The sequence below is a fragment of the Candidatus Effluviviaceae Genus I sp. genome, assembly GCA_016867725.1.
Classification (GTDB): Bacteria; Joyebacterota; Joyebacteria; order Joyebacterales; family Joyebacteraceae; genus VGIX01.
This window is the reverse complement of the sequence record VGIX01000043.1, coordinates 1-12105: the sequence shown is the minus strand read 5'-3', so window position 1 is coordinate 12105 and position 12105 is coordinate 1. Positions and strand designations below refer to the sequence as shown.

Annotated in this window: 11 protein-coding genes; 7 read left to right on the top strand and 4 right to left on the bottom strand. The window is 71.6% G+C overall.

Annotated features, from left to right (window positions below; all coding sequences use genetic code 11):
• The 7 genes from FJY74_08320 to FJY74_08290 all read left to right on the top strand — a co-directional run.
• Window positions 1-944 (top strand): OPT/YSL family transporter (locus FJY74_08320; GenBank protein ID MBM3308316.1); only part of this gene is annotated, 944 nt, incomplete at its 5' end.
• 48 nt (window positions 945-992) lie between these two features.
• Window positions 993-1325 carry a hypothetical protein gene (locus FJY74_08315; GenBank protein ID MBM3308315.1) on the top strand — a complete coding sequence of 111 codons (333 nt, stop codon included), beginning with the start codon at window positions 993-995 and terminating at the stop codon, window positions 1323-1325.
• Window positions 1326-1354: 29 nt separating this feature from the next.
• Window positions 1355-3619, top strand: coding sequence for an MFS transporter (locus tag FJY74_08310; GenBank protein MBM3308314.1), 2265 nt, complete (start codon window positions 1355-1357; stop codon window positions 3617-3619).
• Window positions 3616-4788 (top strand): glycosyltransferase family 4 protein, encoded by a 1173-nt coding sequence (locus FJY74_08305; protein MBM3308313.1) that lies wholly within the window; start codon window positions 3616-3618, stop codon window positions 4786-4788. The genes FJY74_08310 and FJY74_08305 overlap by 4 nt, the downstream gene beginning before the upstream one ends.
• Complete coding sequence (locus FJY74_08300) at window positions 4785-6167, top strand: radical SAM protein (GenBank protein ID MBM3308312.1); 1383 nt, start codon at window positions 4785-4787, stop codon at window positions 6165-6167. The genes FJY74_08305 and FJY74_08300 overlap by 4 nt, the downstream gene beginning before the upstream one ends.
• Before the next feature lie 82 nt (window positions 6168-6249).
• A complete protein-coding gene (locus FJY74_08295; GenBank protein ID MBM3308311.1) occupies window positions 6250-6819 on the top strand; it encodes a helix-turn-helix transcriptional regulator in 570 nt (189 codons plus the stop codon).
• Window positions 6820-6926: 107 nt separating this feature from the next.
• On the top strand, window positions 6927-8879 hold the full coding sequence (locus FJY74_08290) for a DUF3160 domain-containing protein (protein ID MBM3308310.1): 1953 nt from the start codon (window positions 6927-6929) through the stop codon (window positions 8877-8879).
• A gap of 53 nt (window positions 8880-8932) precedes the next feature.
• Here the strand turns inward: FJY74_08290 and FJY74_08285 are convergent, their stop codons facing one another.
• The 4 genes from FJY74_08285 to FJY74_08270 form a co-directional block, all read right to left on the bottom strand.
• Window positions 8933-10078, bottom strand: coding sequence for an FAD-binding oxidoreductase (locus tag FJY74_08285; GenBank protein ID MBM3308309.1), 1146 nt, complete (start codon window positions 10076-10078; stop codon window positions 8933-8935).
• Entirely contained in the window at window positions 10062-10343 is a 282-nt protein-coding gene (locus FJY74_08280) for a (2Fe-2S)-binding protein (GenBank protein ID MBM3308308.1), read from the bottom strand. The genes FJY74_08285 and FJY74_08280 overlap by 17 nt, the downstream gene beginning before the upstream one ends.
• Complete coding sequence (locus FJY74_08275; protein ID MBM3308307.1) at window positions 10340-10837, bottom strand: 4Fe-4S binding protein; 498 nt, start codon at window positions 10835-10837, stop codon at window positions 10340-10342. The genes FJY74_08280 and FJY74_08275 overlap by 4 nt, the downstream gene beginning before the upstream one ends.
• Window positions 10834-12105: FAD-dependent oxidoreductase (locus FJY74_08270; protein ID MBM3308306.1), on the bottom strand; the 1272-nt coding region annotated here is incomplete at its 5' end. The genes FJY74_08270 and FJY74_08275, both read right to left, overlap by 4 nt.

The window sequence follows — 12105 nt, the reverse complement described above, 5'->3', positions numbered from 1 at the left end:
TGGCCGTCTGCGCGTGGGCCCTTCCGCAGATCCCGGTCAACGGCGTCGGCGCCGCTCTCATCGTCATCTTCAGCTTCTTCTTCGTGACAGTGGCGTCGCGCATCGTGGGGCTCATCGGGAGCTCGTCGAGCCCCGTGTCGGGCATGACCATCGGGACGCTGCTCGCGACGAGCGTCGTGTTCCTGAGGCTGGGCTGGACCGGCCCCGAGGGCACGGTGGCCGCCGTGACGGTCGGCGCGGTCGTGTGCGTCGCCATCAGCATCGCAGGCGACACGTCGCAGGATCTCAAGACCGGGTTCCTCGTCGGGGCCACGCCGTGGCGGCAGCAGGTGGGGGAGATGATCGGCGTGCTCACGTCCGCCGTGTGCATCGGCTGGGTCGTCTTCTTCCTCCACCGCGCGTACGGGATCGGGTCGGAGAGGCTTCCCGCGCCGCAGGCGGTCCTCATGTCGATGGTCGTCAAGGGCGTCCTCACCATGTCGCTGCCCTGGACGCTCGTCATCATCGGGGTGTGCCTCGCGGCGTGCGTCGAGCTCCTCGGCGCGCCGTCGCTGCCGTTCGCCGTCGGGCTCTACCTCCCGATCCGGCTCACGACGCCGGTCGCCGCGGGGGCCGTGGTCCGCTACCTCTTCGAGCGCACGAGGACCGCCGCCGTCCGGCATGAGCGGCGCGAGCGCGGAGTCCTGTTCGCGTCGGGGCTCATCGCGGGCGGAGCGATCGTCGGCATCGTCGTGGCGGGTCTCGTCAACGCGGGCATTCAGGAGCGGATGGAGGTGGGGTTCGAGTGGGCGGGATCCGCGTCCGGCCTCGTGTCCGTCGCGGTCTTCCTCGTCCTTGCCGCGGCCCTGGCCCTGGCCGCCGGGCTGGGAAGCGGGCGGGCCGCGGCAGGCGGCAGCGGCGCCACGACGGAAACGCCTCTTGACGATTCCGGCGCGCGCTCATAGATTCGTGGTGCGCCGCACAAAACGGGAGCGGCCCTGGGAAAGGCAGCCATGGTGAGACGCATCATCAAGTACTCGAACAGGCGGCTCTACGACGCCGCGCAGGCGAGGACCATCACGCTTCTCGAGCTCTCGGACCTCATCGCGGCCGGCGAGAGCGTGACGGTGGAATGGAAGGGGAGCGGTGAGGACATCACGGGCGTGACGCTCCTCCAGTCGGTCCTCGAGCGGCTCAGGCGGAAGCCGGGAGACCCGGCCGGGGCGGCCGCCGTGGACCGGCTGCTCGCCGCGGCGAGGTCGGCCATCGCCGGCGCGGCGCACGGAGCCGAGACGCTCCGCGGCTCCGTCGGCGACCTCGGCCCGGAGCCGAGGCCGGCGGAGTGAGCGGTCCGGAGAGCGAAGGAGCACATCCCTTGCCGAGGGACGGGCTGACACAGCGGAGCACGGGGTTCATGGGGCTCTTCCGGAACCGGGGGTTCACGCTCCTGTGGGCCGGCACGCTCGCCTCGCAGCTCGGCGACTACCTCAACCTGATGGCGCTCACGGCCGTCGTGTTCTCCCTGAGCGCGGGAGAGACGAAGGGCCTCGAGTTCTCGAAGATCCTCCTTCTCGCCAGCGCGCCAGTGCTCGTCTTCGCGCCGATCTCCGGCGTGTACGCCGACCGCCTCGACCGCAAGCGGCTCATGGTCGTGTGCGACATCGCCCGCGCGCTCCTCGTCGCGCTCATCCCCCTCGTGGCCGGCAGGTCGATGGTCCCGGTCTACGTGCTCATCTTCCTCGTCTTCTCGCTCAACCGCCTGTATCTCTCCGCCAGGTTCGCCGCGATGCCGCAGGTCGTCCCGGACGAGCACCTCATGGGCGCGAACTCGCTCGTGAACGCGGCGATGACCGCGGCGCTCGTGCTCGGCCCGGCCGGAGGCGGCGTGCTCGTGGAGCGTCTCGGCTACACGACCGGCTTCTTCGCGGACTCGGCGACGTACGTGATCTCCGCCGTGTGCGTCTCCCTCATCGCGATGCGGAGCGTGGACGAGGTGCGGACGGCGAGGGAGCGGCGACGCGCCGCGCCGGCGAGGATCCGCCCCGGGAGGGCCGCGAGACTCGGCCACGCGCCGCGCATCGCCGAGGAGGCGGCCAGGCTGAGCCGCGATCTGGCCGCTCCGATCGGCGAGGAGGTGGGCGTCATCGGCACGGCCTACCAGGGGCTCGCCGCGGACCTCAGGCAGGGGCTCCGGACGATGCGTGGCTCGCGGCCGGTCGTCTTCTCCACCGTGTCGCTGTCGGCCATCATGTTCGTCACGGGCTTCGTGCTCGTGGTCTGCCCCGTCTATCTCCGCAACGAGTTCGGCGTCGGGGCCGCGGGCGTGGGAGTGCTCCTGTCGGTCGGGGGCGTCGGCATGCTCGCCGGCTCCCTCGCCATGGGCCGCCTCCTCCAGGGCGTCCCGCGTCGCCTTCTCATCGTGCTGTCGTTCGCCGTGGCCGGGCTCTCCATCGCCGCGCTGTCGGGCGCGCACTCCGTCCAGGCCCTCACCGCGGGGGTCGCCGTGCTCGGAGTGTGCGTGGCCATCCCGACGGTGATGTCGGACACCGTGCTCCAGGAGAGCATGCCGGGCGGGGTGGTCGGGAAGGCGTTCGGGTTCCGCGACATGATCGCGCGCACCGCGTTCGGGGTCGCGGGCATTCTCTCGGGCATCATCGTCGACGCCGTCGGTCCCAGGCTCCTGCTCGCCGTGCTGGCGGCCGCGTGCCTCGGGTACGCGGCCGTGTCGGTCTTCCTGCTCGCCGACACGTCCACGCTCAACCTGCTGAACGCGTATCCGCTCATGAGGGCGAGCACGCTGCTCGCGTCGCGGCTGCCGCGGCGCGCGAGCTACGCCGTGGCGACGGTCCTGGCCGATGCGGCGTACTTCCTGATGCCGGACAAGAAGCGCACCGCGGCCGCGAACATCGCCCGCGTGGTCGGAAGGCCGGCCGGCAGCGACGAGGTGAAGGCGCTCGCGCGCAGGGTCTTCCGGAGCTACGCTCTCTACTGGGCCGACTTCTTCGGGCTGGCCTCGAAGCGCGCGCCCGAGGTCGAGAGGCTCGTCCGGATCGAGGGGATCGAGCATCTGAGGGACGCGCTCAAGCTCGGCAGAGGGGCGATCTTCGTGACGGCGCACCTCGGCAGCTGGGACGTCGGAGGCGCGGCGCTCGCGGGGTCCGAGGGGCTCCCCGCGCTCTCGGCGATCGTCGAGCCCGTGACCCGGGAGACGTCGAACACCGTCGTCACGGCGATGCGCGAGCGCCTCGGGATCCGCGTGATACCGCTGGGCAGCCCGCTCAAGGTCGGCCGCGCGCTCAGAAGGAACGAGATCGTGTTCGTCGTCGGGGAGCGGCTCGTCGGCGCCGACGGCGTGGAGGTGGACTTCTTCGGAGAGCGCACGCAGCTGCCGCGCGGGGCCGCGTACTGGTCGGTGCGAAGCGGCGCGCCCATCGTGCCGGGCTTCTGCATCCGGCAGCCGGACGGCACGTTCATCGGGTTCATCGAGCCTCCGATCCTGCCCGACGGCGGCGACGGCGACGACGCGGCCGTGCGCAGGCACACGCAGCGCATCGCGGGCATCATGGAGAGGTACATCGCGAGGTACCCCGATCAGTGGTGCATGCTCCAGCCCGTGTGGCAGGGAGGGACAGGGCGGTGAAGGTCGGTATCGTGACCCCGACGTACTACCCGTATCCCGGGGGCGTCACCGAGCACGTGTACCATCTGCGGCTCGGTCTCGAGGCGCTCGGTCATGACGTGCGCGTCGTCACCACGTGCTTCGGGAAGGGCGACGGGCACCGCGACGGCGCCGTGCTCCGCATCGGGCGCTCCGTCGCGGTCCCGGCCAACGGTTCCCTCTGCCCCGTGGCGATGGACCTCAGGATGTCCGCCCGCGTGCGGGAGGTCCTCGCCCGTGAGCGGTTCGACATCCTCCACCTCCACGAGCCGTTCATGCCGGCGCTGTGTCTGTCGGTGCTCAGGGAGGCGGAGGCGCCGGTCGTCGGCACGTTCCACGCGAGCAACGAGTCGCCCGTCGCGTATCGGGTGTTTCGGTCGCTGCTCGCGCCGTCCGCCGACAAGCTCGCCGCGAGGATCGCCGTGTCGGACGCCGCGAGGCGCACCGTCGAGCCCCACTTTCCGGGGCGCTACCGCGTGATCCCCAACGGCGTGGACGTCGAGCGGTTCGCGTCGGCGACGCCGCTTCCCGAGCTGCGCGACGGCCGCTTCAACGTGCTGTTCGTGGGCCGCTTCGAGCCGAGGAAGGGACTCAAGTTCCTCTTCCGGGCGCTCCCCGACATCGCGGCGGCCGTCCCGGACGTTCGCGTCGTCGTGGTCGGCGGCGGCCCGCTGGCCGCCTACTACAAGGGCTTCGTGCCGCCGTCCTGCCGCCACGCCGTGCACTTCGCCGGGTTCGTGTCGCGCGACTCCCTCGCGCGGCACTTCGCGAGCGCCGACGTCTTCTGCTCCCCGGCCGTCGGGGGCGAGAGCTTCGGGATCGTGCTCCTCGAGGCGATGGCCGCCGGCGCCCCGATCGTCGCGTCCGACATCGCGGGCTACCGGGCGGTGATCCGCGACCGCGAGACCGGGCTCCTCGTGCGCCGCGGCGCGGCGGACGAGATCGCGGCCGCGGTCGTCGCGCTCGCGCGAGACCAGAGGCTGAGGCGGCGGATGGCCGAGCGGGCGCGGCGCGCCGTGGACCGGTACTCGTGGGACAGGGTCGCCAGGGAGATCGCGGACGTGTACGAGGAGGTTCTCGCCGGGGATCGCCCGGCGAAGCCCGCGCTCGAGGAGCCCCGTGGGGCGGCGCGAGGAGGAACTGCCGTATGACGACGAGTCTCAGGAGGTTCACGAAGGCCCAGGCGGCGAAGACGCTCATGGGGCTCGTGCCGCACCTGTCGGTGGACAACCTCGTCCGGGCCACGGCCTTCGCCGAACGGCTGACTCGCGTCGAGCGCGACCGCGCGACGATCCGCGCCATCAGAGAGTACTTCGAGCGCCGCCACCCGGCGCTCATGATGGCCAGGGAGGTGTACGACCGGCTCTCGCCGAACTGCCGGAAGAAGCTCATCTCGAACCTCTTCGTCAACGCCTTCCTGATCGGAACCGACATGCGCGAGTTCGACGTGCCGGCCGCCGAGGGGTTCCGGCCACCGATGCTCCTCGTGATCAGTCCGACGATGCGCTGCAATCTCCGCTGCCCCGGATGCTACGCCGGCGAGTACGAGCAGCACCAGGGCCTGCCCACGGAGCTCGTCGACCGGGTCATCACCGAGGCCAAGGCGATGGGCACGCACTTCATCGTCATGAGCGGCGGCGAGGTCTTCACGCGGCCCGACATGTTCGACATCTGGAGGGAGCACGACGACGTCTACTTCCAGCTCTATACGAACGGCTCGCTCATCGACGACCGCGTGGCGAAGCGCCTCGAGGAGTGCGGGAACGTCGCGCCGATGATCAGCCTCGAGGGCTTCCGCGAGCTCACGGACGAGCGTCGCGGGCCCGGGGCCTTCGACACCGTGATGTCGGCTATGGACGCCCTGCGCGAGACGGGCGTCCTGTTCGGCGCGTCGTTCACGGAGACGCGCCTCAATCTCGAGCAGATCGCGAGCGACGAGCTCCTCGACATGATGATCGCGAAGGGCGCGCTCGTCGCGTGGTACTTCCAGTACATCCCGATCGGGAGAGAGCCGCGGACGGACCTGATGCCGACCCCGGAGCAGCGAGACTGGCTCAGGCGGCGGCTTCTTGAGGTGCGCGAGCGGAAGCCCATCTTCATCGGCGACTTCTGGAACGACGGCTACTACGTCGAGGGCTGCATCGCCGCAGGCCGCGAGTACATCCACATCAACGCCAACGGCGACGTCGAGCCGTGTGTCTTCTGCCACTTCGCGGTGGACAACATCAAAGAGACGTCGCTCAAGGACGCCCTGAACTCCGACTTCATGAAGGCGATCCGTTCCAGGCAGCCGTATCGGGAGAACATGCTCACCCCGTGCATGCTGATCGATGAACCCACGGTGCTGCGCGACGCCGTCGTGAAGTGCGGCGCGCACCCCACGCACCCGGGCGCGGAGACGCTCGTCACCGAGCTCAAGGGCGAGATCGACGAGTACGCGCGGGACTACCGGGCGATCGCGGACGACGTCTGGGAGAAGGAGTACGTCCCGAAGTTCGCCCGGAAGATCAAGTCGGCGCGGTACGCCTGACGCCCCCGACCGATGGCCGCCCGGCCGCCCCACGCGCGACGACGGACGGAGATCGGGCGCGGCAGGTGGGAGGGGGTGCATCATGCTCGACAAGAGCGAGCTCGGCCGGCGGGTGAAGGCGGAGCGGCTTGCCAGGGACATGACCCTGAAGCAGGTCGCCGACGCGGCCGACATGTCGCCCACGCACATCTCGGAGATCGAGCGCGGTCGGACGTCGCCCACGGTGGGGGCCCTGCTCAGGATCGCCCGCGCTCTCGGGAAGCCGGCCACGTACTTCGTGGAGGAAGAGGAGCTCCCGACCGTGTCGGTCGTGCGCCGGTCCGACCGGGCCACGCGCGCCGTCACCGACGCCGGGCGGAGCGTCGCGAGCGCGAGCTTCCTCACGGCGGGGATCCCGGCGGGACGGCTGAGGGTCATGGAGCTCACGGACCTGGGCCCCGGCCGTGTGGACGGGCCGGTCCATCAGGGTGAGGAGATCCTGATCGTCACGGTGGGCGCCGCGCGCGTCACGGTCGGCGAGGAGACCTACGATCTGTCCGAGGGCGACTGCATCCAGTTCAAGGGGACGCTCCGACACTCCGTCGAGAGGCGGGGTGAAGGGCGGACGCAGGTCCTCTGGGTGACGGCTTCCGAGGGACTCCTCGCGCCCTGAACGGAGGCGCGAAGGGCGCCGGGAACGCCGGTCACCCGTGCTGCGGACGGCGGCGCGGACGGACGCATCGAGAGGTCGGCACGAGCCGACCCTGCGGGGGAGGACTCATGGCACGATCCACAGGGCCGCTCGGCGTCGCCCGCGTCGCGGCGCTCCTCGTCGCGCTCGCAGTCGCGGCAACGCCCGCCGCCCGCGCCTCCGCGCAGGCGGGCGATCCCGGGTTCACCGTGACGCCGGGTTCCGCGCCCGACTTCGCCGCGGCCTATGCCGAGGCGCACTCCTCCGGCCTGCCCGCGTTCATCACGACCGACTGCGCGCTCGCGCTTTCGAGGTCGCTGCTCGAGGAGGTCCTCCTTCGCGTCGAGGACAGGGTGCTCTACGCCAGGCTCGTCGATCTCAGCCGCGCCCTCGTCAGGCTGTCCGAGCAGCAGTACCTTCGAGCGAGCGAGCCGACCGTTCGGGAGGCGGCCCGACGGAACATCGCGTTCTTCGCCGTCCCCCTGTCGCTGCTCGACCGCGACTACTTCCCTCCGGAGTCCGCGCGCGCGCTCGTCGAGCGCGAGCTCGCGCTCATCGAGCGCGGTGAAGGCATCACGTTCTCGCCGATCATGGGTTCGACGCCGCTCGACGGGGTCGCGGGCCCCGGCGAGGACTACTCCGCCTACGTGCCGCGCGGGCGCGCCGCTGAGGACGAGCGCCTCGGTCGCTTCCACCGAGCCGTGACATGGTACAGCCGCATGGCGTTCGCCCTGCCCGAGGGGCGCGTCCTGGACTACGGGCTCACGATGCAGGCGCTCCTCGTGGCCGAGGCGATCCAGAGCGAGGCGGGCGACTGGCTCGAGCTGTGGCGGCGCGTGTACGACCCGCTCGCGTTCTATCTCGGGGGGTCGGGCGACCCGACCGTCAGCGACTACGCGCAGATCGCCAACGGCGTCTTCGGCGAGGGGTACGACACCAACGCCGTGGCGGACCAGGGGAAGCTGGCGGCGTTCGCGGAGCTCGTGGGGAAGGTCGCTCCGTCCCACTTCGAGACGCACGAGCTGCGCGGCCTCAGGTTCCTCGCGCGCCCCACGCTGCCGGACACGCGCTACTTCGCCCGCCTGGCGGGGCCGGCGGACAGCCCGCTCCCGACGGGGCTCGACCTCGCGGGGCTTCTCGGCTCGGCGTGGGCGCGGGGCGCCCTGGAGCGGCGCGAGGCCTTCGCGAGCGACCTGTACCGGCGGGGGTTCGAGGAGATCAGGCGCGAGCTCGCGGTGCGGACCTACGGCGAGTGGACCGGCGATCTTCCGACGAGCTGGCTGTACGCGCTCGCCGCGGTCGCCGCCTCGCCGCCGCCGGGGTCGCCCGCGTTCATGACGACGCCGCAGTGGGGCGCCAAGGAAGCTTCCACGATCGCCGCGGGCTGGGCGCTGGCGCGCCGCGACCCCGTCGGGTTCGGCGGGCCGCGGGGAGGCAGTGTCGCGGGAGGCGGCGACGAAGCGCAGGATGCGGGGGCCGCCGCGGCGCCGGGCGGCGTCGCGCCACTCGTCGAGCCGTATCCGCTGCTGTACGGGCGGCTGCGCGAGATCATCGACCACGTCAGAGACAGGCTCTGGGCCAACGACCTCCTGGACGGCGGGATCGAGGCGCTCCTGGCGGGTCATCGCGACTTCCTCGCGTCGCTCGAGGTGCGCTCCCAGGGGGCGCTGAGCGGGGCCGCAGGCGGACGCGGCGGTCGCGGCCTGGACGATCCCGTGGGGTACGTCGCGTCCTTCGGCCGGCCCGTCGGCGCGGCGGGGAGCGCCCACGGCGGCCCGGGCGCGGACGAGGCGTTCCTCGCCCGCTCGTTCACGGATCTCGTGTCGGGGCGGGTTCTCTGGGCAGGGGGGGGACGGCCCGACGGGGTCCGCGTGGTCGCGCGCGACGCGGACGGCGCGAGCGTCGCGTACCACGGCGCGGTTCTCTCGTATCGCGAGATGGAGGTCGCTCCGGACGGCGGGGCCGCGTCACCCGGCGCCGAGGGTCGCTCCGAGTTCCCGCCCCGCCCGTCGTGGCTTGCGGGCCTCGTCGAGGGTCACTGAGCGCCGTGCGCGCACAAACGGGCGCGGCGCGGGCGACCGGCCCCGGCTCGACCTCACACCACCGAACGCTCGGTCTTCACCCTGCCTTCGGCGAAGCGCCTCAGGTTGAGCGGCTCGATGTCGATGTCGGGTCGCTTCCCCGCGATGCTCTGCGCGAGCGAGCGAGTCACGGCGGGCGCGATCATGAAACCATGCCCGCTGAACCCGTTCGCCTGGTGGAGACCCTCCACGCCGTCGGTTCGCCCGAGCAGAGGCCTTGCGTCCGGCGTCGCGTCGTAGAGCCCCGCCCACTGGCGCACGACCTTGACCGACTCGAGCGCGGGCATGAGGTGCGCGAGCTTCTTCGACATCGTCACGAGGAAGTCGAGGCTCGAGGTCTCGTCGAACCCGCCCGGCTGCTCGGGGTCCGCGAACCCGCCGATGACGGAGCCGTGCCGCGTCTGCCGGAAGTAGATGCCGAAGCTGAACGAGATGATCATGGGATCGAAGAACCGCTCGAGCGGCTCCGTCACGAGGATCTCCCGGCGATACGGCGTGATGGGAAGCTCGACGCCGACGGTGCGCGCGAGGAGCACCGAGTGGCTCCCGGCCGCGTTCACGACGATGGGCGCGCTCACGGCCCCGCGGTCGGTCTCCACGCCGCGGACCCTTCCGCCGTCGACGAGGAGCTTCCGGACCGGCGTGTAGAGCTCGATCTCCGCCCCGAGCCTTCGCGCGGCGTTCGCGTAGGCCGCCGTCGTCAGGAACGGGTTCGCGCTGCCGTCGGTGGCGCAGTGCGTCGCGAGGCGCAGCCCGTCCGTGTTGAGCATCGGGGCGATCGTCCGGCGGACGTCCGCGGGAGTGAGCACCTCGACGTCGAGGCCCAGCGAGCGCTGGAGCTCCACGTTGCGGCGGAACTGGTCCACGTCCTCGTCCGTGTAGGCGAGGACGAGATAGCCGCCCTGCAGGAACTCGATGTCGGTCCCGAGCTCCTCGGAGAGGGCCTCGAAGGCCCGGACGCTCGCGATGGCGAAGCGGGCGTTCTCCTCCGTGCTCCACTGCTGGCGGATGCCGCCGCCGCAGCGGCCCGTCCCCCCGGCCGCGAGGTGGCTCGCTTCCAGGACGAGGCAGTCCGTCATGCCCTCGCGCGCGAGGTAGTAGGCCAGCGCGCAGCCGATGACGCCGCCGCCGACGATGACGCAATCAGCTGTTCTCTTCATGGCGCTTTCCGGCGAGGACGCCGATCTCGACGGGCCTCGATGGGGGTCTCACGGCGGGGAATCGGACGGCGGACGGCGGCGCGCCCGTGCGCTCCGCGATGATCCTCGCGATGAGACGCGAGCAGGTCCTGCCCTGGCAGGGCCCCATGCCGCACCGGAGGATCCGCTTGATCTCCTCCGTCGTCCTGAGGCCCGCGTCGATCGCGCGCACGATCTCGCCGTAGGTCACGTCCTCGCACCGGCAGATGATGACGTCGTCCTTCATGCCTGGGCCTTCCGTCGGAAGTGCCGCGCCGTCATGGCGTGCTCCGCGGGGACATCGAGCGTCACGATGGGCGTGCGGTCGAGCGCCTTCGCCGAGAGCACGCGCGTGACGACGGCGTCGCAGACCTCGCGGCCTTCCCGGTCGAGCGCCGTCACCGTCTCGCCGACCTTCGGAAGCGGCCGGAACTCGTGAGGCATCATGACGCTCGCCCTGCCGTCGCCTCGGCTTCCGTCCACGATGAAGATCGCAAGGCCGGGGCACGCGCTGATGCAGACGCCGCAGCCGTCGCATCGTTCGGCGTCGACGCGGGGGGGCTCGTTAATGTCGCCCTCCATGGTGATGGCGCCCTTCGCGCAGGCCGCGACGCACGGGTTGCAGGGGATGCGCTCGACGCACTCGACGACCACGACCGGCCCCCGCGCGAGCCGCTCGGGGGAGGGGAGCACCCCCGCGAGTTCCGCGGCTTTGAGCACGCCGTCCGCCCGGTGGCTCATCGGCTTCCCACGGCCTCCCTCTTCCACGACTCGAGCATCCTCCTCTTGCCCGCGCGAGGTCTCTCGCCGAACGGGCCGGCCCTGAGTTCGGTGAGCCCGCGGCGCGCCTCGTCCTTGAGCCTTCGGACCTCCTCGCGGTCGAGGTCGGGGCGGAGGAACTCGGCCGCGGCGATCCCCGCGAGCCTTCCCTCGATCATCGCCGTCGAGGCCTCCTCGATGCCGGATGCGTCGCCGGCGATGAAGACGCCGGGGAGCGCGGTCATGAGGTCCTCGTCGTGCGTCGCGACCCAGCCGCCCAGCTCGGGCACGCCGGCCTCCGCGCACCCCGCCTGGAACGCGATCTCGCAGTTGGGTGTGAGGCCCACGGCGAGGCAGATCGTGTCGACCTCGACCGTTCGCTCCGCGCCGGGCACGGGCTGCCAGTCGCGGTCCACCGGGCAGATCTCCGCCGCCTCGACCCGGTCCGTCCCGAGCGCGCGGAGGACGGTCGTCGACGTGAGAACGGGGACGCCGGCCCGGCGGATCTTCGCGGCGTGGACGTGGTAGCCGCCGATCTCGGGGGCGGCGTCGATGACGCACGCGACCTCGACGCCGGCCTGGAGCAGCTGGTAGCTCACGATGAGCCCGATGTTGCCCGCGCCCACCATGAGCACGCGCCGGCCCGGCGCGATGCCGTGGACGTTCATGAGGGTCTGCACCGCGCCGGCGCCGTAGACGCCGGGGAGGTCGCAGTTCTCGAACGCGAGCGCGTTCTCCGACGCGCCGGTCGCGAGCACGACGGCCCCGGCGGCGAGTCTCGAGTGGCGGTCGTCCTTGAGGACCGACAGCACGTTGCCCTCGTAGAGCCCGAGCACCGTCGCGCCGGTCTGGATCGTCACCGGAAGCCCGGCGATCTCGTCGAGGAGCTTTCGCCCGATGTCCACGCCGCGCACGCGGGCGTAGTGCTCGCGCGAGCCGAAGAACATGTGGGTCTGCTTGATGAGCTGGCCGCCGGGGATCTCGTTCTCGTCGAACACGAGGCAGCGCACGCCGAGCCTGCCGGCGCTGAGCGCTGCCGAGAGCCCGGCCGGGCCGGCGCCGACGATGGCCACCGGCACCTTGCCCATGTCCTCGGAGAGCCCGGAGTCCGACGGCCGCGCGCGCGCGTCCGCCGACGGCAGCTTCCCCTTGCCTTCCTGCGTGACGATACGCATGCCTTCGCGAAGCGGCGTCACGCACGTCATGACGTTGGGGATGCCGTCCACGGTCATGAGGCACGACGAGCAGCG

Coding starts and splice junctions, on each gene's coding strand:
- FJY74_08290 (MBM3308310.1), top strand. CDS start 6,927: ATGGCACGATCCACAGGGCCGCTCGGCGTCGCCCGCGTCGCGGCGCTC.
- FJY74_08315 (MBM3308315.1), top strand. CDS start 993: ATGGTGAGACGCATCATCAAGTACTCGAACAGGCGGCTCTACGACGCC.
- FJY74_08280 (MBM3308308.1), bottom strand. CDS start 10,343: ATGAAGGACGACGTCATCATCTGCCGGTGCGAGGACGTGACCTACGGC.
- FJY74_08300 (MBM3308312.1), top strand. CDS start 4,785: ATGACGACGAGTCTCAGGAGGTTCACGAAGGCCCAGGCGGCGAAGACG.
- FJY74_08285 (MBM3308309.1), bottom strand. CDS start 10,078: ATGAAGAGAACAGCTGATTGCGTCATCGTCGGCGGCGGCGTCATCGGC.
- FJY74_08295 (MBM3308311.1), top strand. CDS start 6,250: ATGCTCGACAAGAGCGAGCTCGGCCGGCGGGTGAAGGCGGAGCGGCTT.
- FJY74_08275 (MBM3308307.1), bottom strand. CDS start 10,837: ATGAGCCACCGGGCGGACGGCGTGCTCAAAGCCGCGGAACTCGCGGGG.